The 24,224-nt window shown below is 43.9% G+C and carries 16 protein-coding genes and 2 pseudogenes; 8 read left to right on the top strand and 10 right to left on the bottom strand.

Annotation, left to right across the window (positions count from 1 at the left end):
• Positions 1 to 189: 189 nt before the first annotated feature.
• Together AB6C75_RS18270 and AB6C75_RS18265 are read right to left on the bottom strand one after the other, a co-directional pair.
• The gene (locus AB6C75_RS18270) at positions 190 to 1,986 is read right to left on the bottom strand and encodes a DUF3413 domain-containing protein (RefSeq protein ID WP_372108567.1); all 1,797 of its coding nucleotides are present in this window, start codon (positions 1,984 to 1,986) and stop codon (positions 190 to 192) included.
• A 27-nt stretch (positions 1,987 to 2,013) separates the two neighbouring features.
• Positions 2,014 to 2,241 (bottom strand): YejL family protein, encoded by a 228-nt coding sequence (locus tag AB6C75_RS18265; RefSeq protein ID WP_004734063.1) that lies wholly within the window; start codon positions 2,239 to 2,241, stop codon positions 2,014 to 2,016.
• A gap of 84 nt (positions 2,242 to 2,325) precedes the next feature.
• Between AB6C75_RS18265 and yejK the strand changes: the two genes are divergently transcribed.
• From yejK to AB6C75_RS18245, 4 genes and pseudogenes are all read left to right on the top strand, one after another.
• Entirely contained in the window at positions 2,326 to 3,330 is a 1,005-nt protein-coding gene (gene yejK, locus AB6C75_RS18260) for a nucleoid-associated protein YejK (protein WP_372100639.1), read from the top strand.
• 96 nt (positions 3,331 to 3,426) lie between these two features.
• Positions 3,427 to 4,213: pseudogene (locus AB6C75_RS18255) on the top strand (Hpt domain-containing protein); the annotation flags it as partial.
• 212 nt (positions 4,214 to 4,425) lie between these two features.
• Positions 4,426 to 4,797: pseudogene (locus tag AB6C75_RS18250) on the top strand (Hpt domain-containing protein); the annotation flags it as partial.
• A 76-nt stretch (positions 4,798 to 4,873) separates the two neighbouring features.
• Positions 4,874 to 6,052 carry a chemotaxis protein gene (locus AB6C75_RS18245; RefSeq protein WP_372108565.1) on the top strand — a complete coding sequence of 393 codons (1,179 nt, stop codon included), beginning with the start codon at positions 4,874 to 4,876 and terminating at the stop codon, positions 6,050 to 6,052.
• Between the two features lie 112 nt (positions 6,053 to 6,164).
• Here AB6C75_RS18245 and nhaC read toward each other — a convergent pair whose 3' ends face one another.
• Positions 6,165 to 7,643 (bottom strand): Na+/H+ antiporter NhaC, encoded by a 1,479-nt coding sequence (gene nhaC, locus AB6C75_RS18240; protein ID WP_372108569.1) that lies wholly within the window; start codon positions 7,641 to 7,643, stop codon positions 6,165 to 6,167.
• A gap of 458 nt (positions 7,644 to 8,101) precedes the next feature.
• Here nhaC and asd point away from each other — a divergent pair, with 458 nt between their 5' ends.
• Positions 8,102 to 9,220, top strand: coding sequence for an aspartate-semialdehyde dehydrogenase (gene asd, locus AB6C75_RS18235; RefSeq protein ID WP_372108563.1), 1,119 nt, complete (start codon positions 8,102 to 8,104; stop codon positions 9,218 to 9,220).
• A gap of 138 nt (positions 9,221 to 9,358) precedes the next feature.
• Here the strand turns inward: asd and AB6C75_RS18230 are convergent, their stop codons facing one another.
• On the bottom strand, positions 9,359 to 10,201 hold the full coding sequence (locus AB6C75_RS18230) for an ion transporter (protein ID WP_372108561.1): 843 nt from the start codon (positions 10,199 to 10,201) through the stop codon (positions 9,359 to 9,361).
• 148 nt (positions 10,202 to 10,349) lie between these two features.
• Positions 10,350 to 10,988, bottom strand: coding sequence for a YchE family NAAT transporter (locus tag AB6C75_RS18225; RefSeq protein WP_004734056.1), 639 nt, complete (start codon positions 10,986 to 10,988; stop codon positions 10,350 to 10,352).
• Positions 10,989 to 11,628: 640 nt separating this feature from the next.
• Here AB6C75_RS18225 and adhE point away from each other — a divergent pair.
• A complete protein-coding gene (gene adhE, locus AB6C75_RS18220) occupies positions 11,629 to 14,337 on the top strand; it encodes a bifunctional acetaldehyde-CoA/alcohol dehydrogenase (RefSeq protein WP_372108559.1) in 2,709 nt (902 codons plus the stop codon).
• A 147-nt stretch (positions 14,338 to 14,484) separates the two neighbouring features.
• Here the strand turns inward: adhE and AB6C75_RS18215 are convergent, their stop codons facing one another.
• The 3 genes from AB6C75_RS18215 to sodB form a co-directional block, all read right to left on the bottom strand.
• Entirely contained in the window at positions 14,485 to 15,168 is a 684-nt protein-coding gene (locus AB6C75_RS18215; RefSeq protein ID WP_017099967.1) for an SDR family oxidoreductase, read from the bottom strand.
• Positions 15,169 to 15,446: 278 nt separating this feature from the next.
• A complete protein-coding gene (locus AB6C75_RS18210) occupies positions 15,447 to 15,950 on the bottom strand; it encodes a VC2046/SO_2500 family protein (protein WP_269146599.1) in 504 nt (167 codons plus the stop codon).
• A gap of 247 nt (positions 15,951 to 16,197) precedes the next feature.
• Positions 16,198 to 16,782: a superoxide dismutase [Fe] gene (gene sodB / locus AB6C75_RS18205; protein WP_004734050.1), complete on the bottom strand. Its 585-nt coding sequence runs from the start codon at positions 16,780 to 16,782 to the stop codon at positions 16,198 to 16,200.
• Positions 16,783 to 17,051: 269 nt separating this feature from the next.
• Here sodB and AB6C75_RS18200 point away from each other — a divergent pair, with 269 nt between their 5' ends.
• Together AB6C75_RS18200 and AB6C75_RS18195 are read left to right on the top strand one after the other, a co-directional pair.
• Entirely contained in the window at positions 17,052 to 17,390 is a 339-nt protein-coding gene (locus AB6C75_RS18200) for a Grx4 family monothiol glutaredoxin (RefSeq protein ID WP_009848715.1), read from the top strand.
• A gap of 99 nt (positions 17,391 to 17,489) precedes the next feature.
• On the top strand, positions 17,490 to 18,119 hold the full coding sequence (locus tag AB6C75_RS18195) for a DsbA family protein (RefSeq protein ID WP_009848714.1): 630 nt from the start codon (positions 17,490 to 17,492) through the stop codon (positions 18,117 to 18,119).
• Between the two features lie 42 nt (positions 18,120 to 18,161).
• Here the strand turns inward: AB6C75_RS18195 and AB6C75_RS18190 are convergent, their stop codons facing one another.
• Both AB6C75_RS18190 and AB6C75_RS18185 read right to left on the bottom strand, forming a co-directional pair.
• Positions 18,162 to 22,550 (bottom strand): transporter substrate-binding domain-containing protein, encoded by a 4,389-nt coding sequence (locus tag AB6C75_RS18190; protein WP_372108556.1) that lies wholly within the window; start codon positions 22,548 to 22,550, stop codon positions 18,162 to 18,164.
• Between the two features lie 46 nt (positions 22,551 to 22,596).
• Positions 22,597 to 23,940 carry a response regulator gene (locus AB6C75_RS18185; protein ID WP_372108554.1) on the bottom strand — a complete coding sequence of 448 codons (1,344 nt, stop codon included), beginning with the start codon at positions 23,938 to 23,940 and terminating at the stop codon, positions 22,597 to 22,599.
• Between the last annotated feature and the right edge of the window lie 284 nt (positions 23,941 to 24,224).

Raw genomic sequence — 24,224 nt, 5'->3', positions numbered from 1 at the left:
ACGGTTGCCGGTTTTCAAGACCGGTGCTTTCGACCACTCAGCCATCCCTCCAGTGGCGTGAATAATATAAGGGGCAGAGGATCTTGTAAACCCTTAATTTTCATAATTTTGTTTTGTTGCTTGTTTTCTAATCATTCACGGCAATAAAAAAGGGAAGCCATTGGCTTCCCTTTTCTTTTTGATGATCATTTAGTCATTTTTGGTATAGAACCGCTGTAACTCAGTAAGGCCTTGCATCAACACTGGCAAGCGAGGGCTTACATCTTTCAGACGTTTGTAATTCTGATCGTACAATTTGTAGTTACCAAACTTATCTAACACCGTTGTTTGTTGGTCAGTAACAAGAGCAAGTTCACGTGAGTCTCCTGCAAGAATCCATTTTCTTTTACGCTCATCAAACAGGCTACGGCCACTACTGAAATCTGTAGGGTTCGAAGATACACCTAATAGTTCTTGCATTAGCGTGACTGACACATCTAGGTGACTAGAACGGTGAGTATATTCAGATGCTGACTTACCTGGCCATTTGATGAACAGAGGCACTTGTAGTTGGTAACGACTGTAATTGGAGTTTGCGCCCCAACTGTTGGTTTTCGTCTCGTTAAATTCAGTACCGTGGTTAGAGGTAACGATAACCACAGTGTTGTCTTGAAGATCTAAGCGATCCAACTCTGCGAAGATTTTCGCCAACTGAACATCAGCCGCTTGAGTCGATTTTTGGTAGTCTGCAGTAAAACGTTCAGCGGTAGTCAACGTTACATCTGTTTCGTAACTAGAGAAGTTATCGAGCGTTGTTAGTTCAATAAAGTTAAACCAAGGGCTTTTTGCTTGTGGTGATTGAAGCCATTCAGACCAAGCTTGTATTGCGCTTTGGTCATCATCTGTTGCTTGCTCTGGGAGCGCATCACGGCCTCGGAAGATGACTTCCGGGTAAAGGGCGTCGTCAAAGTCATCACCGCTAAAAGCGGCAAGTGTATAATTGTGATGATCTAGCACATCGAGCAGTACTGCGCTCGAACCTTGTGCTTTGATGCTGCTTGCGTAGCTGCTAGGAAGGCCATAGAACAATCCGAAAATACCAAACATGTCGTTACTTGAACTGTAGTGATTGGTGAAGTTGATCGATTGTTGTGCATAGGCATAGCTGCTTGGCATTGCAGTGCTATTGAGTGCATCGGCGCGAAGATTATTCACACTCACAAGCAGAATATTAAGATCAGCACTACGGCGGTTGTATTGAATTTTTTCTAGCGGATAGCTAACTAAGTTTACGTTCTCTTGGTTCGCTTCTAAACGCTGTAAATACTCTTCACGGTCTAATAGACCATGCTTTTCCATAAAGCTTTTTGCTGTCATAGGATAAGACAGTGGGAAATTCGCTTTCTGGCTTGTAATTGGGTTGTAGAAATACGCATCAGCCCACATGTAGGTCAAGTGGCTGCTGATGAAACACAAGAAGAAGACGGCAGTAATAGGACGGCCAATGTGTTTATGAGACAGTTTACGTTGCTTACGCCAAACCCACTCAGACAGACCTAGCTGCAATAAGAAGATTAGTGGCATTACAATGAAGAGGTGCTGCAAATCAGAAGTGAGTGCAGACTCCTCTCCACTGAATAAAACCTCCCACACGACAGGTGTCAGGTGGAGGTTTATATTTTGATACGTTTGAGTATCAATCAGTAGGACAGTTAAACCTATGGTTGCGAAGATAACGGCAACCAAACGTAATAACTTCCTCGACGGAAGAATAAAAGTGAGTGGGAACAGCACTAATAGATAGAGCGCGAACACCAAAAATCCAAAATGACCAACCCATGATGCAGCCAAATAGAATTGACCCAATAGGGTTTCCGGCCAAGCAGATTGAGTAATATAACGAGTACCAATCAACATCGCAGCAATGATGTTGAAAAATGCAAACCAGTGGCCCCAACCTACCAGTCGAGATACACGATCGCTATATGAGTTTGCGCTGTCTACCATTTATAATTCTTTTTCCGTCAATCAAACTTAGTGAGACTTTTTATCTTCAAGAGAAGAAATTAAAGCTTCGGCAAATTTTTCAGCAATTCCTTTGCGTTGTGAAGCAGCAACGTTCTGATTTAAGACATTGGTTGCGATATTTCCAGCGATCATCAATGAAAGCTCAGGTGAAGCTTTGTGCTTAGTCAGTACAGCACCTACTTCAGCTAGGATTTTTTCAACTTGATCATCTGTGTATTTAGATATAATCGGCATAAGGACTCTAATAATGATAGTAAAAGCGGCTTATGATAACCTACTATGCACAACAACTGAAACCTGAACGGTAATATTTTCACTATGAGCCTTCACCTTTCCAACGTAATTTTACACCAGCTAAGCAAGAACGATCAGGAAGAGCTGATTGTTAACTATCGTGCTGAATCTCTAGAAAACGATACTGCATCTGAAAACCTAGTCGCGGAACTTCACCGAGTTTTTAATTCAAAAGCAGGTAAAGGATTTGGTTCTTTCAAATCCGACAGCGAATTCCAGCAGTCGTTGCATGAATTTCGATCTGGAGAACAAAGTTTTTATGATTTCTCTCAAAAAAGTGCGCTACGTCTAAAAGATGAGCTTTCAAAGTATCCTTTTGCTGATGAAGGCACTTTGGTACTGGCTGAATATCAATCACTTGCGACAGACTACCTTTTCATCGGACTACTGCCTTCTAACCAAAGTTTGAAAGTGACCGAAGGGCTAGATATTAGTGCGACGGATTACCTGGATATCTCGAAGATGGATATTGTTGCGCGCCTTGATCTTTCAACATACGACACAGACAAAGAGTCAAACCGTTACCTTACTTATATTAAAGGGCGCGTTGGTCGTAAAGTCGCTGACTTCTTCTTAGACTTCCTTCAAGCAGAAGTAGGCTTGGATGCTAAGCAGCAAAACCAAGTATTGATGCAAGCGGTAGAAGACTTTGTTTCTGACTCTAAGTTAGAGAAAGAAGAAGCGATCAGCTATAAAAAACAAGTTGCGGATTACTGTAACGAACAGCTTAAAGCGGGTGATGAAGTTCAAGTTCGTGAACTTTCTGGAGAATTGCCAGCAAGCACAGATGGTACAAGCTTCTTTGACTATACTAGTGAGCAAGGCTACGAGTTAGAAGACAGCTTCCCAGCAGACCGCGCAACTATGCGTAAACTAACAAAATTTGTTGGTGCTGGTGGCGGTTTGAATGTTAGTTTTGATAGTCTGCTTTTAGGTGAGCGTATCTTCTACGATCCAGAGACAGACACGCTAACCATTAAAGGGACGCCACCGAACTTACGTGATCAACTGACTCGCAATAAGTCATAGTCCGAAGTTATTAGGTCGCAAGCGACAGCCGGTTGTTGTCGCTTGTTTATGTTTAGCAACATAATGGTTTAGAGTTCGCATGAACAAGGAATATCGATGGAACAATCAGTAGCAAAGCCCAATCGCTTTAAAAGACCCGCAACTTTTTTGGTTGCACTCTTGGCTCTGTGGCTACTTCCTTCACTGGCTCTCCTTAATCTAAGCCGTTCTTACTCTCACTCGCTCGCTCAAATTGAAGAACTCGGTATTCGCGTTAATGAATTGAGGCAATCGCTTTATTTCTCTGAGCCGCTGCGAGTCTCTCGCATTAATGATTTAGCACTCGATGCTCAATTGGTTTATTCGATCCGACTGCAGATAGAATCTGATTTCCAACACGCCTTGTTTCGTCCTGATGTGAACCAACTGCTTTACGTTGCCGATCAATTTTTAGAAAAATTTGATGAATTCATTCCGATAGAAAGTCAGGTGCAAGATATCGTCGATAACATCAAAGTGTTACGCACAGATACTGAACTTTCCCCTAAGTTAAAGCCGCTACTCAACGAATTTGGTGTCGTCGTTTTTGAAGCGATGTATTCCGATAACCAAAGTTCATCAGCAACTTATCGCGCCTTTGATTCTATTCTTGAAAAATCTTATTCATTAAAATCCGAAGAGCAAGATGCACTCCAACAATTACTGGCTGATGCTTCAGCATTGCTGAGTGATTACGCTCAGCTCAATTATTTAGTCGATAAAATTAAGAAGAATTCAGTAAACGAACAGATCATTAAACTTGAAGCTGAGTTCCATGATCGTCAATACAACCTATTATTGATCATGCTAGGTTTAAGCTTAGTGGCAATGATTGCGTTACTGTTGTGGAGCGTTAGGTCCCAAAAATCGATGAAAGAAGTAGACCAAGAACTCAGACCGGAACCAGTCATCGATTCAAGTCAGGAAGAGGCTCAACTTCAGCAGAGTGCTTGCACGACAAGCCCGCAAGCTATTTCACAAGAACCGATTTTGCAAGAACCTATTCCACAAGTTCCGGTTCAGCAAAACTCTATTCAGCAACCCCCAACTCAGCGAACACCAGAACAGGTGCAAGAGCCAGAGAAGCACATTGCCAGTGTTACGGATTCAAAGCCAGCGATTGATATTGAAGAGATGCTAGAGACTCTTGATGGCGATACCGAGTCTGTTGAATTGTTGCTAGGGGTCTTTGTCGAAGATCACGCAGATGACTATACCAGATTCAAATCTCTGCTCACCAAGGATGAAACCTCTGCTGCTCGCATTGTGCACAGCTTAAAAGGTGTGGCTGGCAGCATCAAAGCGTCTCGACTAGCGATCATTGCAGCGACTATTGAAATGACAATGAAGCAGTCCAGAGCCATCAGCGAGCACGATTTAGCCGAACTAGAGATGGCGATAAAAGCCTCTGTAGATTCTGCTCATGACTATTTAAATACCCAACGTTAACTTTTACAGGTTTTTTGACAATACTCTGACGAAGCGCTCCTACAATCCGCGCCCTTAGTCTTTGTTAGAGGTTTATATGTCACGAGTTTCGAGTCGAAATTGGATAGTGTTGGTGCTTAGCATTGTGCTAAGTGGTTGTTCTCTCTTGGAAGTTAAGCTAGATAGTCAAACGACGCCTCTTACTCAGCAAGAGTTACAGGCTCGGATCATGACGCGTGAATACGCCAAGATGTTTTTTACACGAGTAGAAGACTCGGCCGATCTCATTGCGCAATCTTACCCTGCTGATGACACCTTACATCAATCTTATGTGTTGCTTTGGAAGATCCATGCTGAGCAGGGCTTACAACAAGCGGCGTACCAAACTTCCCCAATGTCAGCATTAATTGACTCATGGGTTTTCACAGCCCAAATGAATCAGTTTTATAGCCAAGGCGATGGCGCGGATCTGTTCGTGACGGATAATGCGGTAGAGACTGCTCGTTCTCTTGACCAAGAAGCAGAGAAACTGGCAAAGGTTGTATTGAGCTCGAGTGATTTCAAGAGCAGCAAAGCATTCGTCGCAGAGTTCGCCGCGAGCAATCCTTTTAAAGATCTTACCTTCAGAAGTACGCCTGCTTATCGCGAATGGCTGGCTTATCTGGGTAAAGACGAATCTCAAATCGTTCAGAGCCTAGGTACTATGCCAGAAGCCATGAGCGATGCATCAGACCGCTTAAGCCTAATGGCTGACCAAACACCGAAATTGATGACGTGGAAAGCTGAGTTGGTGGCGATGAATAGCTCGCTAACGGGTGAAGACCTATCGATGACGCTGGAAAGCCTTCGTCAAACATCAGCAAGCATGCAGGACTTCATTGAGAATAACCCTGAGTACATGCAAACATTGGCTTCTATTATGTCGACAGAAATACAGCCTCTGCTCAACGACCTAAGTGATAAGACAGATCAAAAATTGGCGATGCTCACTGAAGAACGTGTAGCGTTAGAAAAAATGGTGACACGAGAGAGAGAAGCTCTGGTCGCGATGATTGCGAAAGAGCGTATTGAAATTGCAGGCATTGTGACTTCTGAAAGGGAACTGTTTACACAAGATCTTGATCGCGTCTCTCAAGAGGTGGTGGTACTCGCGATTGATAAACTGATGGACTTAATCAAAGGTGTGATTATCTACTTCATCCTGTTTATCTTGGTGGTGTTCTTTGCACCGTTAGGCATCGGTTATTGGTTGGGTAAACGAACCGCTAGCAAATAAATTCAGTAATTAAGTAGATCAAAAAAGAGCGCTCTAGAGCGCTCTTTTTGCATTTATATCATCAACATTTTTGTGCTTACGCACTAAAGCATTAAAGTATCAAAACATTAGCTTAAGCTTGTTGCTTGCTCAGTTCAGCGGCTTCTTCAGTTTCAAGCGCTGGTGCTGTTGGTTCACATTTATCAACGAACCAACCCATGTAAGACGTTACGATAGTCACGAGGATACAGATGAAGCTCAACCACATGAACGGAGCGTAAGAGAGCGTTGCGACACCAAGAATACTTGCCATGTAGATGCCGTTGTCACTCCAAGGAACCATGCCTGAAGTTAACGTGCCACCGAACTCAGCGTTACGAGATAGATTTTTACGTTGGTAACCTAAACGGTCGTAGTTTTTCGCACAGATTTTTGGCGTTAGGATTAACGATACGTACATTGCAGAACCGAATACGTTACCCATGAAGGCCGTGCCGATCGTGCTTGTTGCTAGAGAGCCTGCGCTATTTACTCGGCGCTCGAACACCTTAGCAATCGTCTCTAATACGCCCACTTTATCCAGTAAGCCACCAAAACCTAAACCAAACACAATTACCGCTACCGAACCAAGCATTGAAGACATGCCGCCACGGTTAAGAATCGAGTCAATAAACTCTACGCCAGAGGAGATAGAGAACGGTGCCCAAGCAGTATTGAATGCCGTTAGGAAATCGATATCTTGGATCATGACTGCCCAGATAATACCTAGCAGAGAACCGAAGCTGATTACCGGGAATGAAGGCATGCGGAAAGCCAACAGACCAAGCACGATCAGTACTGGGACAAATGAGTAAGGCGTGATGTAGAACTGAACTTCCATTGCTTTAATGACAGAATCTACTTGGCTCATGTCAACGTTACCTGCGTAGTGAAAACCAAACGCAGTAAACATGATGCCAGTAATCACGTAGCTGATTAACGCAACTGGCAGCATGCCCTTGATGTGCTCAACCACTTCAACACCAGACATTGAAGAAGCCAGAATCACTGAATCAGAAAGTGGAGACATCTTGTCGCCGAAGTAACAACCTGACAGCACTGCACCTGCAGTAATCGGTGCTGGAACACCTAGGCCTTGGCCAATACCCATCATCGCGATACCTGCTGTACCCGCGGCGCCCCAAGAAGTACCAGTTGCCAATGCGGTTAGAGAACAGATAATCATGGTCGCTAAAAGGAAGATAGAAGGGTGGATTGCTTTCAGACCATAGTAAATGATAGTAGGTACGATCCCGCCTGAGATCCAAGTACCAACAAGAGCGCCAACGGCTAAAAGTATTAAAACCGCGCCTAAGCCATTGGATATTCCTTTGAGTGCCGCTTTTTCTAAGTCTTTGTATTCGTGGCCAAGGCGAATACCGAGAACCATGATAATGAACCAGCCAATATACAAGGCAAGTTGAATTGGAAGGTCAAGCTTTGCAGTAAAGGAAAAAGCAAGGGATAGAAATAATCCTAACGCGATGAATACCTGCAATAGGTTCGGTAGGCGAGTTTTACTCTGCTTCATAAAAGCCTCTTGTGATTTCGAGAATTTATAGTGCTTCGTTATGGTGTGTGGTGCAAAACGGACACTACAGTAATTAGTTTATTATATCGAAAAAATACGTCCAAGTTGTGATATTTGACTGCTAATGCAGTTAATCATGGTTTCATTATCTGAAATGTTGTTAAATTCATGGTTGTTACATGTTGAAACTTGTCGCACGTTGTTTTCGTTTTGTGAAGTATTATTCTGGATAGTATTGATTAAAAAGAGGGATTTACTGTTTGTGACGCGAGTAGGATTAAGCTGCTTTGGCGATGCAAATGTTTGAATTTGAGGATAATGGGCGTTTTATCAATGAGGTGGATATTAAATGTCGATACAGGGATAACTGCACGATTCATTGCGTTCACTTAAAAGAAACGAAAAAGTTACACTTTTTGACAAAAAGCACTTGAGTTCTGTTTCTGAAAAACTTATAGATGGGGGAGAGCAATTTTTAATTTATACATGGAGAGTGAGCGATGAGAGTAGGTCTAGTTGGTTGGCGCGGTATGGTTGGTTCTGTATTGATGCAACGTATGGTTGAAGAGAAAGATTTCGACTTGATTGAACCGGTTTATTACAGTACGTCTCAGATTGGTATTCCTGCCCCTGTTTTGGGTGGTAAAGATGCGGGTCTACTTCAAGACGCTTTTGATATTGATAGCCTAAAACAGCTTGATGCGGTGATTACCTGTCAAGGCGGAGACTACACCTCAAAAGTATACCCAGCACTGCGTCAAGCAGGTTGGAAAGGCTACTGGATTGATGCAGCTTCTACCTTACGTATGGACGCGGATTCAATCATCACTCTTGATCCTGTTAACTTGGCTCAAATCCAACAAGGCATCCACGGCGGGACTAACACTTTCGTAGGCGGTAACTGTACTGTGAGCTTAATGCTTATGGCTTTGGGTGGTCTATACGAGAAAGGCATGGTTGAGTGGATGAGTGCCATGACTTACCAAGCCGCTTCAGGTGCGGGCGCTAAGAACATGCGTGAACTGATCTCACAAATGGGTGTGATCAACGACAGCGTAAGTTCTGAGTTAGCGAACCCTTCAAGTTCAATTCTAGATATCGATAAGAAAGTCGCTGATACCATTCGTTCATCTTCATTTCCAACCGATCAGTTCGGTGCTCCGCTTGCGGGCTCACTGATTCCTTGGATCGATGTGAAGCGTGAAAACGGTCAAAGCAAAGAAGAGTGGAAAGCCAGCGTTGAAGCGAACAAGATTCTTGGCCTAGATGGTCAGCCAATTCCTATCGATGGTACTTGTGTTCGAATCGGTGCAATGCGTTGTCACGCTCAAGCACTAACGATTAAGCTTAAGCAAGATGTGCCTATGGACGAGATCGAAGAGATCATCGCGACGCACAATGATTGGGTTAAAGTGATTCCTAATGACCGAGACATCACTGCGCAGGAGCTAACACCAGCGAAAGTAACAGGCACAATGTCTGTACCAGTCGGTCGTCTGCGTAAGATGTCGATGGGTAACGATTTCCTGAATGCGTTCACGGTAGGTGACCAACTACTTTGGGGTGCTGCAGAACCACTACGCCGTACTCTGCGCATTATCCTTGCGGAGAAAGCGTAATCGGCAAGATTGCTTAAATTCTATTAGCTGATAAACCGAAAGGGTTGACGATAAACGTCAACCCTTTTTAGTTTATTGATATCTCGTTATTCGGCCCTCGAAACTGCCCTTAAACCTCTTCGCATCTCGAGTCTGCTTTTATTTCTCTTCTGTAACGACACGCTTGTCGGGGTCTGCCAATTCACTCGCACAGTGTTTGCAATACATAGCATCCGAATCATGGCCGGCGCGGTTACAGTTCGGACACTTTACCAACTCTTTGTGCGAGTTCATCTCATTGCTGAGCTCTGCAGTAATAATCCCTGTCGGTACCGCTAAAATAGAGTAACCCAATAGCATGGTCAGAGAAGCGATCGCTTTCCCTAACGCGGTTTGAGGGATCATGTCACCGTAGCCAACCGTCGTAATGGTTACGATTGCCCAATAAATACTGTGGGGAATACTTGTAAAGCCATTTTCTGGCCCTTCAATAACAAAGATAAGCGCGCCGAAGATAACAACTAAGATGCCAACTGTGCTGAAAAAGATCAGTATCTTTCGTCTTGCCATTAAAAGTGAACGTAACAGAATGTTTGAATCTTGCAGGTAGCGAACCAGTTTTAGGATTCGGAAGATACGCATCACACGCAGCAGCCTTACCACACCCATAAATGAAGCGCCTGGGAAGATGATCGCTAAGTAGGTCGGAAGAATCGCCAATAGGTCCACGACACCATAAAAGCTGGTGGCATAAGATTTTGGTTTCGGAGAACAATAGAGCCTTAACAAATACTCAAGAGTGAAGAGAGCAATAAAAGTGTATTCAATATAACGCAGCTGCTGTGACCATTCGGTCATGACATTAGGGATGGACTCTAAGATCAGAACCAATAGCGAAGCCAAGATTGCAACGATCAGAGAAATATCAAATGCACGTCCGGCTGGCGTGTGAGTACCAAAGATAATGACGTACAAATGATGCTTGAGGGGCTTGCGTGACATAAGGAGAGATTCATCTTTTGTTAAATGCATTAACAGTCATTATACAAGCTTCATAATAACGAGGCGAGTGAAAGCCCAATTGCTTTACTCGCCTCATCTATATTGCAATATTGTTGCCCTTTATAGAGTAACGGATTACCGTTAAACGTTATGCCAAACCTGGGAACAAATTACGTAGGCCATTGGCGATGAACTCGATGCCCAATGCGCCAAGAATCAAGCCCATGATACGCGTGATCACGTTGATACCCGTTTGACCTAAAAAGCGAACGATAACTGGTGCTGAACGGAACAAGAGCCAAGAGCAGGTTGCAAACGCAATGATACTAATACCGATGCCGACCGTATCAATAGCAGCAGGGTAACGAGATCCGTAAACAATGGTCGAGCTGATTGCACCTGGGCCCGCCATTAACGGCATCGCCAAAGGAACAACACCGATTTGCTCCTTGCTGATGTATTCAGATTTCTCTTGTTTATTCTGCTTATCTTCACCGAGCTTACCGCTCATCATCGAAAATGCGATGCTCAGTAATAGCAAACCACCTGCAACACGAAATGAATCCAGCGAGATGCTAAACATATCAAGCAGCATTTGCCCCGCGACAAGCGACACAATCAGGATAACGGCAACAGCAATGTTGGCTTGTAATGCGGTCCTGTTCCTCTCTTCTGGTGGCATATGTGCAGTAAGAGAAACAAAAACAGGCATGATGCCGATTGGGTTTACGGCAGCAACAAGCCCAAGGAAGAATTGCATAAAAATTGCGAGTTCTAAGCCTTGCATGAGAGCGATCTCCAGTTAGCGAATTTTAAGGTTGAAGGTTTGATTCGGTGAATAGTCTGAGCGCGTAATGTAAGGGACAAATCGGATTTGCACGAATGAAAAAAACTAACCTGAAATAGGGGATTATTTTTAGAAAAACTAATTGAATATCACTTTTGTATTGGCGGTGTTGCGAGTTGGTTGTTAGTGTTTCATTTTGTAATTTATTATCGAGTAACTGTTAACTGCCGCACGAATTTAATAAAAATTATGTCAAAATCTAGCCCGTGCAACGGTATGGATATACTCTCAGTAGCACGAATATGGCTGTATACATGTAATTTAACTGACTAAAAATGAAACTTTTTTACAGTTTATGACTCTATGTAGAAAAAGTTTGTCTGTTTGCTTGTTTTTTGAACTGACGAAAAATGTGATTTTAATCTATATAAATCATCATCTTAAGCATGTTTTTGCGATTGCCTTACTACTTTTTGGTTAATTCTTTTTGGGTAACTGATCTGGGTCAATTTTTTTCACACTGTGAAATAATATACTCAGTCCTGAAAGCAATTTACTAAGAACGTTGTTGTTTGAGGTTAAAAGCAAGCAGCGAAATTAATAAAAAGTTTTTAATATTTATTATTTTAGGAGATCCACCATGCCTGTAACTAACTTAGCGGAACTTGATGCTCTAGTAGCACGCGTTAAAGCAGCACAAGAAGAGTTTGCAACATTCTCTCAAGAGAAAGTAGACGCAATCTTCCGCGCAGCTTCTCTTGCTGCTAACCACGCTCGTATCCCACTTGCACAACAAGCAGTTGCTGAATCTGGAATGGGTATTGTTGAAGATAAGGTTATCAAAAACCACTTTGCATCTGAATTTATCTACAACAAATACAAAGACGAAAAAACATGTGGCATTCTTGATGAAGATGAAAGCCTAGGCACAATGACTATCGCTGAGCCTGTAGGTATCATCTGTGGTATCGTTCCAACAACGAACCCAACTTCTACAGCGATCTTCAAATCTCTAATCTCTCTTAAAACACGTAACGGCATCATCTTCTCGCCACACCCACGTGCAAAGAACTCAACTAACGACGCAGCGAAGCTTGTTCTAGACGCAGCTGTAGCAGCGGGTGCACCAAAAGACATCATCGGTTGGATCGACCAACCATCTGTAGAGCTTTCTAACGCGCTGATGAAGCACGACGGTATCGCACTTATCCTTGCTACTGGTGGTCCAGGCATGGTTAAAGCAGCATATTCTTCTGGTAAGCCTGCTATCGGTGTTGGTGCTGGTAACGTTCCTGTAGTTATCGATGAAACAGCTGACATCAAACGTGCAGTAGCATCTATCCTTATGTCTAAAACATTCGATAATGGTGTTGTATGTGCTTCTGAGCAAGCTGCAATCGTAGTTAGCGAAGTATATGACGAAGTTAAAGAGCGTTTTGCTTCTCACAAAGCTCACGTTTTATCTAAAGCTGACGCAGATAAAGTACGTAAAGTTCTTCTTATCGACGGCAACCTAAACGCTAAAATCGTAGGTCAACCTGCTCCAGCAATCGCTGAAATGGCGGGTGTTAAAGTTCCTGCTGATACAAAAGTACTTGTAGGTGAAGGCCTTGGTAAAGTTTCTTACGATGACGAATTTGCTCACGAGAAACTGTCTCCAACTCTAGGTCTATTCCGCGCAGACGATTTCGAAGACGCTGTTGCTCAAGCAGTAACTATGGTTGAAATCGGTGGTATCGGTCACACATCTGGTCTTTACACTAACCAAGACGTAAACGCAGATCGCATCCGTTACTTCGGTGACAAGATGAAGACGGCTCGTATCCTAATCAACATCCCGACTACTCACGGTGGTATCGGTGACCTGTACAACTTTAACGTTGCACCTTCTCTAACTCTTGGTTGTGGTTCATGGGGTGGTAACTCTATCTCTGAGAACGTAGGTCCTAAGCACCTTATCAACAAGAAAACTGTAGCGAAGCGAGCTGAAAATATGTTGTGGCACAAACTACCTAAGTCTATCTACTTCCGTCGTGGCAGCCTTCCAATCGCTATGAGCGACCTAGAAGGTAAGAAACGCGCATTCCTAGTAACGGACCGTTTCCTATTCAACAACGGTTACGCAGACGATGTAGTACAAATTCTGAAAGCGCAAGGTATTGAAGTTCAAGTATTCTTCGATGTAGAAGCGGATCCAACACTGTCTGTTGTTGAGAAAGGCGCTGAAGCAATGAAGAGCTTCCAACCTGACGTAATCCTTGCTCTAGGTGGCGGTTCTCCAATGGATGCTGCTAAGATCATGTGGGTTATGTACGAGCACCCAGAAACTCACTTCGAAGAACTAGCAATGCGCTTTATGGATATCCGTAAACGTATCTACAAGTTCCCTAAAATGGGTAAAAAAGCTGAGCTAGTATGTATCACTACTACTTCAGGTACGGGTTCTGAAGTTACGCCATTCGCGGTTGTTACTGACGACAAAACAGGTGCTAAGTACCCACTAGCGGATTACGAAATCACGCCAAACATGGCTGTTGTTGATGCTAACCTAGTAATGAACATGCCTAAGTCTCTAACAGCGTTCGGTGGTTACGATGCAGTAACTCACGCTCTTGAAGCTTACGTATCAGTTCTTGCGAACGAATACTCAGATGGTCAAGCTCTACAAGCTCTTAAGATGCTTAAAGAATACCTACCATCAAGCTACAAAAACGGTTCAGCAGACCCAATCGCTCGTGAGAAAGTACACAACGCTGCAACGATTGCTGGTATTGCCTTTGCGAACGCATTCCTAGGTGTATGTCACTCAATGGCTCACAAAATTGGTGCTGAGTTCCACCTACCACACGGTCTTGCAAACGCACTACTTATCTCAAACGTTGTACGTTACAACGCGAACGATAACCCAACTAAGCAGACTGCATTCTCTCAGTACGACCGCCCACAAGCACGTCGTCGTTATGCTGAAGTTGCTGACCACCTAGGCCTAAGCCAAGCTGGTGACCGTACTGCGCAGAAGATTGAACGTCTACTGACTTGGTTAGAAGAGCTTAAAGTTGACCTAGACATCCCACTGTCTATCCAGGCTGCGGGTGTTAACGAGTCTGACTTCATCGCTAAACTAGACGAGCTAGCTGTTGAAGCGTTCGATGACCAGTGTACAGGTGCTAACCCACGTTACCCTCTAATCACTGAGCTTAAAGAAGTTCTAACAACGTCTTACTTCGGTAAAGCATACGTTGAAGGTGAAACTTTTGAAGGTACGACTGTAATTTTGAAGAAAGCTGACCAAAAGCCAGCTGAAGAAAAAGCAGCACAAAAAGCTAAAAAAGAAAAAGCTAACGCATAATAAGTAAGCATTAGTTTGAGATAGGTTTTCGCTAGCACGATTCTTATCTATCGGGAAATTCAAAGCCCCAACCGAAAGGTTGGGGCTTTTTTTATGTGAATTGAAATAGGTTTATTTTTTATTATCCATTTACACCTCCGCAGACGCTTACACCTCTGCAGCTACAACCCGTCCGCTAAAGTAATCATTAGATACAATGTATTCCGTTGTTCTGGTCAGTTCGTCTTGCAGTTGTGCCCAGTGACACCCATTGAGCTTGCCTTCGGAGTTGTGAACGGCAGGGACAACACCGCCGACTCGAATACCAAATGGCGTCAGTTCTTTCGCCCAGCTATGGGTAAAGCCGGTAATCATGGAGTTTGCGCTCTCTAAGCCTGACACATCATGAAAGTCATCGTGAGATATCACATTCACAATTACGCCTTCTTTGTCTTGCTCTCGTAACCTCTCTGCACTGATTTGCCCAAATGCGAAAAGGGTCGATGCCATAGCAGACAGATCATTGATAAAGCTACTGACAGGCTGATCGCCAATTAGACTAGGCATTGGGGAACTTATCCAATTGTTGACCAGAACATCGGGTGTAGTGTTAAAGGTGGCTTGAATAAAATCAAATACGCTGAGGATAGCTTGGCTGTCATTCCCTTCGAGCGTGTAATGGTAAACAGAGTCGGAGAAGCGGGCACATTGTAAATAAGTCGCCTGAAGTGCTTTTGCGTCTTTATCACAAAGGATGACAGTGGCTCCAAGGTTAACAAAGTGATTCGCAATCGTTCCTCCCAATCGCGAGCCGGCAGATGTTACCAATATAATTGAGCTTTTTATTTCCATCCCAGTACCTAAGCAAATCGTCCATGTTGGATAAGGATGGGTTAAATTTCATACAGCGTGTGTGAATTGGCTCAAACTAAGGTGTACCCATTGATAACTTTTTATGAACTTTGTGGCAGGTCACATTTTGCAGTAACTTCAAGTGTTAACCGACATCTCCGGTTTTTATGATGACCAAAGGTGATGGTTCATATTGCCTACATCAATCATTCAAAAAGCAAGATCGAACAAAGAATAGTCGTGAATATTGAGTGAGAAAGAGGACGGCTAGGCAGCGGCTATACTTGCGCCTGAATCTGATATTGACGTTGAGCTGTCGACAGCTCGTTGTAGAGCGTCGCATTTGGTAAATCAGGTAACTGTTTACTTGCCAGTTTACGCCGGTCATGACCAGAAAGGTTTTGGTAAACCTCTTCGGGGAAGTCGGCTGTATCTTCTGGCATGAAAGCAAGTGCTTCAGGCTTCAAGTAGTGGCTTAGCTTGGCGCTGGCAAGGCTAGCTTGATGAAAGTGATTCGATTGTTGCGCTGAAATTTCATACGACGATTGGTTTGAACGCAGTTGTTGCGGTTCTGCTACGCCAAATTGCTTACGTAAGCGATCTTCAGTCGTTTCAGTGACGTCAATGGTGTCGATGGGAGTACAGTCGCGAACATCATTAGAAAACATAGACAACAGCAACGCAAAATCTGCACGGCGACCTTGCTCAACCGCTTGGCTGATCCCGATGCCGAACTTCAGTTCGTTGATGATTCCTGCTTTGTCTAAAGTATGTATTTGCATGCTGCCTCTCATTGGATACACCTTTAACGGCATGGAGTTGGCAAACTTTAGAGTTAAATTACAGGCAAATAACGAATTTATGTAGGGCGATTGAGAAAGGTAAGAATAGGTTGAAAAGTAGGCTCGATCTGCTAGTTCGTTTCGCAATGTTCGCATTGATTAGAATACGACAGATACAAAAAAGCTCACGCCGAGGCATGAGCTTTCAATAGATAACTTGCTATAAATAGCGCAGCGTAAGTAATAATTACTTAGCTAGGTTCTCTTCTACGAAAGACCAGTTTACTAGGTTCCAGAATGCAGCCATGTAGTCAGGGCGAACATTGCGGAAATCGATGTAGTAAGCGTGTTCCCATAGGTCAACAGTTAGAAGTGGAGTAACACCTTCTTCTGTTAGAGGAGTCGCAGCGTTAGAAGTGTTAACGATGTCTAGAGAACCGTCAGCTTTCTTAACTAACCAAGTCCAAGAAGAACCGAAGTTGTTGATTGCTGAATCAGTGAATTTCGCTTTGAATTCTTCGAAAGAACCGAATGCAGCGTTGATCGCTTCTGCAACCGCGCCTGTTGGTTCGCCGCCTGCTTTAGGAGCAAGACAGTGCCAGTAGAACGTGTGGTTCCAGATTTGAGCAGCGTTATTGAAAACACCACCAGTAGAAGTCTTAACGATTTCTTCTAGTGTTTTGCCTTCAAACTCAGTACCTGGGATAAGACCGTTTAGCTTAACAACGTAAGTGTTGTGGTGCTTACCGTGGTGGAAATCTAGCGTTTCTGCTGAGATGTGTGGTTCTAGCGCGTCTTTCGCGTAAGGAAGAGCCGGTAGTTCAAATGCCATTGCTCAATTCTCCATTGATATGAAAGAGTTAACTCTTTCGATTGCTTCCAGTGATATTATTATTCATGGCTCGCTATATTGCCAACCACGGTCAATTTGCTGACTTGCGATATAGTTTAGCAAGTTTTTACTTTATTAAAAGCTTAATTCATCACTTTTGTGTGAATTGTTAGCTTAACTGGTTAACCTCTTTTTTTATATGGTTTTTATTCTTTTGGTTTGGGGTAGAATAAAGGCAATGAAAGCCGTAATCCATTAACGAGGAAGCAATGGAAACTATCGATAAAATCAAACAGCAAATTGAAGAAAACACTATTCTACTGTACATGAAAGGTTCTCCTAAGCTACCTAGCTGTGGTTTCTCTTCTCAAGCGTCTCAAGCGCTAATGGCATGTGGTGAAAAATTTGCTTACGTAGATATCCTACAAAACCCTGATATCCGTGCAGAGCTTCCAGCTTACGCACAATGGCCAACGTTCCCACAACTTTGGGTTGAAGGTGAGTTAATCGGTGGTTGTGATATCATTCTTGAGATGTTCCAAAAGGGTGAGCTTCAGCCAATCGTTAAAGAAGCCGCTGCTAAAGTAGCTGGCGACGACGCTGAGTAAGCTTTAGGCCTTGGTGCTTAAATATTGAATGGAAGGGGCCTTAATTAGGCTCCTTTTTTCGTTTGAATGGTTCAACAAAGACTCGATAAGGAATGAACAATGAACGTAAAACTTCATTATGTGCATGATCCAATGTGCAGCTGGTGTTGGGGCTACAAGCCAACGCTTGAGTTATTAAAACAACAATTGCCAGCGAGCATTGAGTTTAGCTACGTAGTCGGTGGTTTGGCTCCGGATTCTGAAGAGCCGATGTCAGAAGAGATGAAAGGCAAGCTTCAAGCGATTTGGAAGCAGATTGAAGCTAAGCTGGGTACGGAATTTAATCATGAGTTTTGGACTGAATGCCAACCAGTTCGCAGCACTTACCCAGCGTGTCGTGCAGTGATCGCTGCTGGCTTTCAAGATCACTACGAAGCAATGCTTGAAGCGATCCAACACGCTTACTACCTTCGTGCTATGCTGCCTCATAGCCAAGAAACGCATTTGCAGTTAGCTCAAGAGCTAGGGATGAATGTACAACAGTTTGAAAATGACCTTTCTAGTAAGCTATTGGAAAGCGAGTTAGATGACCAGTTAGGTTTTAAAGAAGCGATGGGTGTGCATTCTTACCCAACCTTAATGCTTGAGGTAAACGGTATCTTTAGCGAAGTTGAATTGGATTACCATTCAACTGAAGCGACGCTCAAGTCTATTCGCGAAATTCTAGTGAATAACGCTCCCGCTGTATAATCCAGCGAGAGCTGTCTGTATTGACGCAATAACCTCTAAGGCTTACTCATAAGAGTAAGCCTTTTCTTTTGTCTGACGTAGTTGGTTTATCTCCTCTGTAAACCGTTCGAATGTGTTAGTTGCTTCCGAGATTGATGCTTCAATTTCTGATTCGACTTGATCTAAGTCTGTGGCTTCGGTTACTAGGCCGTTTGCTTGTGCTTCAATGATTGCGATCGGAGAAGCAATCGCGTCACATGCCACCATTTTAGCGGCACCTTTGAGTCGGTGTGATGTGGTTTTTAGTCCCTTATATTCCTTATTAGCCCACTGCGCTTTTATCTGTTCATTATCTGCAATAAAACTTGCGGCAAACTCGTCGAGTAAGGTCATCACCACATCGTGATCTTCAAATAGATCGTAGAGTGCGGTGTAGTCGATGATGGGGCTATTGGTCTCGTTGGGTGAATCTTGAGGGACAGTGGGGTCAACATCTTCGATTGTCTCTGAGTTGTTATTTTCTGCCGATTCCGCAAAGCTCTGTTCAATACCTTGGAACAGCATCGAAAACTCATTGGTTTCTTGAGCTGCCGGTAAAGTGTTTGACGAAGAGCTTGTGTCCTGATTTTGCGAGTCTGGCTTTTCTGCATCAGAAATATCGGTTTCATGCGTCGGATCTAAATCGTGGATTGCGGGTAGCCATTTTTCAATGGTCAGCTTCATTTGCTTAATGGAAACAGGTTTAACTAGGAAATCATCCATGCCGTGTGCATAACAGTTGGCATCTTCACCCTGAACCGCATTCGCCGTCAACGCGACGATAGGCAACTTTTGAGTTTCTTGATTTAGTTCTTCATTGCGTTGTTCTATCTGACGAATGCTTGAGGCAAGCGTGTAACCGTCCATCTCCGGCATATGGCAATCGGTGAGAAGCAAACCATAACGTTTATTTTTTAAAGCATTCAGCGCTAGCACTCCGTTATCGAAAATATCAGCGTGGACACCAATACTCTCAAGCTGCTTGGCGATGACTTGCTGATTGATCGGGTGGTCTTCCGCAACAAGAATCAGTCGGCTATTACGCTCGGCTTGTTCGCGAGTCTCGATGGCGATAGGCGCTTTGGTTTCGTTGTCTAATGATGAGAGTAGATTGTTGTGACTGACGGGTTTCGTTAAAACATGAACAAGGTTATCGGGCAGCAGCGGATTTACCGACAAGCACCAAGAGTTACCTAAAGGTTCTGGTGAGAGCATTGGGTTTTGGTTGATTACGGTGAAGCGTGTTGAACCCGTATGCTGCTGAATCCAAGCATCGCTAATCGCCAGTTGTTGCCAAACCGACATCGCGACAAAGATATGTTTTGGCTGATGTTTGACGACCATCTCTTTGAGCAAGTGCTTTTGATTAATGTGCAGAACCTTGGGTTCAAGATCGAAGTGTTTCAAATATCGACACAGCTCTTCTTGCTGAAGAACGTAGCCAACAACGTATACCTCGTTTGAGTGATTACCGACATCTAGCTCAACAGGGTTCTCACCCTCTGAAGGGCAAATCAGCGTTTGTCGTAGAGCCAAAGCGTTACTTACTGCATGTTCAGGGGTACAAGTTGGGAGGGTAACGGTAACCGTAAAGCGGCTGCCTTTTCCTTCTTCACTCGACAGATCTATGTTGCCATCCATCTGTTCTATCAATTTCAAAGCGATAGACAGTCCAAGCCCTGTGCCACCAAAACGGCGGCTAGTGGTTTTGTCGACTTGTTCAAAAGGTTGGAATAAGCTTTGTTGCCTGTCTTTCGGGATGCCGATGCCCGTGTCGGAAACCGTGAGGCTAACTTTCTGCTGATGTTCGTTCTGTTCAATCACATCAATATGCAATGAAATAGTGCCATGTTCGGTGAACTTAATCGCATTATTAAGGAAATTGTTTAGAATCTGATGGAGTCGTATATCGTCTGCAAACAGCCACTGAGCGAGGTTTGGGTCTTGCCAATAGTGGAAGGCTAAGCCTTTTTGCTGTGCATGAATGGATTGCGGTTGCACGATACGGGCGAGTACTTTGCCAAGCTCAATTTCGGTCGGGTTAAGATCCAGTTTTCCTGCTTCAATCTTGGAGTAATCGAGTACGTCATTAACGATGTGCAGTAAGTTCCGAGCTGACTGATTCAATCCACCGTGTAAGTTCAGTAACTCTTCACTCAGCTGATGTTCCTGCATTAATTCCAACAGCCCTAAGATCCCACTAATCGGGGTGCGAACCTCGTGGCTAATGGTCGCTAAGAATTGCGACTTTGCAGCCGTTGCACTTTCTGCTTTTTGGCGTGCGTTGTCTAAAGCTTGCTGTTGTTTTTTTAGTAGGGTGATGTCTGTTATCACCGTATTCCACTCAATGGTTTTGCTGTTCGATACTTGGCTATTAAATTTCACCCATTTAGTTTGACCTGATTCTAACTGCATTCGCTGTTCATTTTCCCAATGCCCGGTTTCAATAGCTTCGAGCATACTGGTTTCAAACTGGGGCAAGTCATCCTCTGAGATCAGATTAAACAGGTGTTGAGGGTGCTCTTTTACGTTATCCACGGGTAAGCCGAACATATCGCTTACACCTGCACTGACAAAGCTAAACCGGATATCTAAAGGCTGTCGAGGGTGCGTTTGAATATGTTTAAGCACGACCCCATCAATGTTGTCGGCCAGCGTTTGCAAATGGGCTTCTGCTGCTTTTGCTCTCTGCTCGGCGATCTTTCGCTGCTCGATTTCAGCCGCCATTTTTCGGTTCCAAAATACGATCACGAAAATGACCACAAAGATTCCAAGCCCGATGATCACCGACCATTTAGCGACTTCGCGTGGTGATAAGCCTTCTTGGTATTCATAGGTTAACCATTTGCTTTCCAAGCGCTCTAATTCATTGGCAGGCAGTGCTCCAATGGTTTTGTTGAGAATACTCAACAGCATGGGATGGCGGAAGTTCACTGCGAGAGCTAGTGGTGCGCTGTTTTGCTCATTAATGGTGCCAGTGATTTTGAATTGCCCTACATAGTCTTGATGCAATAAAGGTGCAGCATGATGAAGTGAAGCAAGCGCAAAACTGATTTCGTCTTTCTGTAATGCTTGGAAAGCGCTGACGTGATTGATGTAAGGGACGGCTAGGCAAGTAAGGCAGAGAGAAGGCAGAACTGTTGAGCCTCCAGAATTTTCAATCACACCAACAGCTTCGGTGCCACTTGGCGCAAAGTTGCCTAAGCGATCAGAGCGACTCAATAACACCCAAGGTTCAAAACTGTAAGCTTGAGTGAAGTCCATGTATCGGGCTTTATCTGTGGTTGGTGTGATGTTGGTTAGCACCATTGTCTCACCATTATTGAACGCGACCTCGGCCGCTTCTGGTGTTAGGTAAGTGGTACTTTCGAATGACACGCCAAGCACATTACCTATTAGGTTTAAGATGTCAGCAGATAAGCCTGAGTGTTGCTGTTGCTCATTGGTAAAGTCGTAAGGGTACCAATTGGAGTGTGTGCCTACGGGGATGGAAGGGTTGCTGTCGAGCCAGTTCTTTTCATCTTGGGTTAAATTCAATGTTCCATAGTTCAGCAGCATCGAATGTTGCGACGGAGCAAGCCATTGATTATAAATAGATTGCAGTGAGCCTTCCTTAATGTCCTGTAAAGCGAAATTGATTCGGCTAAGCAATCTGTGCTTTCCTTTTTTGACCGCGAAGTGCAAGTGGTCAGCTGGAAGGTCAGGAAGAACTGATAGTGTGAGTGAGTCTCGAGGCTGTTCTCGTAATAACGCAGAAAGTGCAAGCGCATCGCCAATGTACGCATCCACGCTATCCTCCTGAATTGCCGTGAATGCCGCTTGCGTACTGTCTAATGTTGTAATTTGACTATCAGGAAGCAGGCTAGGAAGAAGATCATTGAGCGCAAACCCTTTCTCCAATGCTAGGTTGGCGGTTGCCAACGCACCTAAATCGTTTATTTTTCTATTTTGGGTAATCACCGCTCGTCTTATGGAAAACATAGGCTCACTAAAAGTCATGTAATTATGGCGCTCCTTGGTCGAAGAGACACCGACTAGCAGATCTAATTCACCTATTTCGAATGCACTCAGTACATCACTAAATGTTGAATACAACTTAATCTGATATTGGAAACCTGCATTTACCGCTACCTGATCCAACATACTGATGAGTAGCCCTTCAGAAACAGTGTTGCCTGAGGGAGTCTTATGTTGATAGCTGTAGGGGACCATGTCGTAAGAAGGGAGACCAACCCGCAATATGACTTGGTCACTCGATGAGTTCTCTGTTTTGCTTGCTAAGGAGCTAGCGGGTGATGTGTTCCCTGGTGGGGTGTTTTCGGCAAAGGTGAGCAGTGGCCACATCAACAGTGAAAGACAACTCAATAAAAAGGCGACACACCACGTTTTCGTTTTTGAAGCGCTGTTTTGCATAAAGACATCCTGTCGTTTGCTTGCTGATTTTAGAGTATCGCCATGCTTAACTAACGGCAGCCAAAGGGGCTTTAGTTAGTGTGGGGAGTGAAAAATTATCAGCTTGCTGCAATGCCATACGTTGAAGTAGAGCAAGGTTCGTGTGATCCGCTTTTAAATGAACGTCAATTTGGCGCTTTATTTGAACGACTTTGTCTTGTAATCCTAAGGCTTGATAACAGAGCGCCAACAAGAAGAACGCGTCGACATCATTGCCTGAAAACTCGTTTATCGAAATACTCTCAATGCACTCTGTCGCAACCTCATGTTGTTCGAGTTGAATCAGTTGTAAGGTACGACAAAGCTTTAGAAGCGGCTTGCTCAATGCGTAAGACTTTTCAGAGTGAGAAAGCCTCTGCCAAGTCGCTTCAGGTTTCCAAAGTGTTAGTTCTTCGTGGGTGAGCGCCAAACTATCCGCCCATAAGATGAGTGCTCGCTTACCTGTAGAATCCCAAATTGAGTGTGGAATGAGTTGTGCGAGAGATTTGAGATGTTGGGTCGCTTGTGTGACATTTTTATCTAGCAACTGCAGCCAGACCATGGTGTTGGTTAACTCAATATTACTGCTGTTCACGGTGAGTACTTGGTCAATCAGTTCGCTCGCGGATTCGAAATCACTGGTATTGAGACAGATCTTGACCTTAAGTTGCTGAAGTTTGATATTGCGAGGGTTGTTTTCTATTAGACCATCGATTTGACGGAGTGCGTCGTGATAGTGCTGCTTGAGGATATGTATTTCAATGAGCTTAACTTTAGCGGGTAGGTAATCATGGAGCTGCAATAGCCCATTCAACATGGCTTGTGCGTCATCGAGTTGTTGGTTTTTTATCAGAATATTCGCCATATAAATAATGGCATCTTTCAGTGTCGACGGGTCAGGGGCTTTGCCAAAGAGTGGCTTTACCGCATTGAGGCCATTCTTTAAAAAGGCCTGCTCTAATGTCGAAAAGTATTGCTGCCGAGATAGTGCGGATGTGACTCTTTTTATGATGTCATCTGCACGTATTGGCTTAATCAAATAACCATCAGGTTCTAAGTTAGCATAACCAAAGAAGGTATCTTGGCTGTCATTGCCAGTGACGATAAAGACGATCGTTTGTGGCCTGATTAATTCTTTTTGCTGCAAGAACTCAAGCAACTGCAAGCCATTGCTTCCTGAGCCTAAATCGTGGTCAATTAATAAGATGTCGAATCGATGTGCGCGACAAGCCTCAATCGCATTTTGTGCATTGGATGCGCTAATCACATTGTTGTTAGGCACGCCTAACTTGATAAGTAGTGCGCGGGTAGCACTTTGAATGACGCTGCTGTCATCAACGATGAGGTAGCGCGATCGGGCGAGTATATCCATATAGTAGCCTTCTGACGTATTGAGCCTTGCCACTTTGTCGTCTATGAATTAGCGGCTTATTTATTAAACACTTAAGTGTAGGAGTGAATTCAATGAATAGCCACAAGTTGCACATCAATACGTACGGAATAATGTATAGGGAGTGATATTGGTTCAGAAGGTTAGCGTGTTTCTAAAGTTAGAAATAAAAGGGGAAAGAGACTAAATACAAAAAAGACCGCACGAGGCGGTAATGCCGTTCACTTAAGAGTGAACGGCATTTTTGTTCTTAGCATACCGTTGTG

It is taken from the genome of Vibrio sp. 10N.237.312.B06, assembly GCF_041464685.1.
In the GTDB taxonomy this organism is placed as follows: domain Bacteria; phylum Pseudomonadota; class Gammaproteobacteria; order Enterobacterales; family Vibrionaceae; genus Vibrio; species Vibrio tasmaniensis_A.
The sequence above is the reverse complement of the archived record's forward strand: the minus strand, read 5'-3'. Positions and strand labels throughout refer to the sequence as shown.

Bases quoted from the DNA above. Each gene is read 5' to 3' on its own strand.
- AB6C75_RS18270 (WP_372108567.1), bottom strand. From the start codon at position 1,986: ATGGTAGACAGCGCAAACTCATATAGCGATCGTGTATCTCGACTGGTA.
- AB6C75_RS18265 (WP_004734063.1), bottom strand. From the start codon at position 2,241: ATGCCGATTATATCTAAATACACAGATGATCAAGTTGAAAAAATCCTA.
- yejK (WP_372100639.1), top strand. From the start codon at position 2,326: ATGAGCCTTCACCTTTCCAACGTAATTTTACACCAGCTAAGCAAGAAC.
- AB6C75_RS18245 (WP_372108565.1), top strand. From the start codon at position 4,874: ATGTCACGAGTTTCGAGTCGAAATTGGATAGTGTTGGTGCTTAGCATT.
- asd (WP_372108563.1), top strand. From the start codon at position 8,102: ATGAGAGTAGGTCTAGTTGGTTGGCGCGGTATGGTTGGTTCTGTATTG.
- AB6C75_RS18230 (WP_372108561.1), bottom strand. From the start codon at position 10,201: ATGTCACGCAAGCCCCTCAAGCATCATTTGTACGTCATTATCTTTGGT.
- AB6C75_RS18225 (WP_004734056.1), bottom strand. From the start codon at position 10,988: ATGCAAGGCTTAGAACTCGCAATTTTTATGCAATTCTTCCTTGGGCTT.
- adhE (WP_372108559.1), top strand. From the start codon at position 11,629: ATGCCTGTAACTAACTTAGCGGAACTTGATGCTCTAGTAGCACGCGTT.
- AB6C75_RS18215 (WP_017099967.1), bottom strand. From the start codon at position 15,168: ATGGAAATAAAAAGCTCAATTATATTGGTAACATCTGCCGGCTCGCGA.
- AB6C75_RS18210 (WP_269146599.1), bottom strand. From the start codon at position 15,950: ATGCAAATACATACTTTAGACAAAGCAGGAATCATCAACGAACTGAAG.
- sodB (WP_004734050.1), bottom strand. From the start codon at position 16,782: ATGGCATTTGAACTACCGGCTCTTCCTTACGCGAAAGACGCGCTAGAA.
- AB6C75_RS18200 (WP_009848715.1), top strand. From the start codon at position 17,052: ATGGAAACTATCGATAAAATCAAACAGCAAATTGAAGAAAACACTATT.
- AB6C75_RS18195 (WP_009848714.1), top strand. From the start codon at position 17,490: ATGAACGTAAAACTTCATTATGTGCATGATCCAATGTGCAGCTGGTGT.
- AB6C75_RS18190 (WP_372108556.1), bottom strand. From the start codon at position 22,550: ATGCAAAACAGCGCTTCAAAAACGAAAACGTGGTGTGTCGCCTTTTTA.
- AB6C75_RS18185 (WP_372108554.1), bottom strand. From the start codon at position 23,940: ATGGATATACTCGCCCGATCGCGCTACCTCATCGTTGATGACAGCAGC.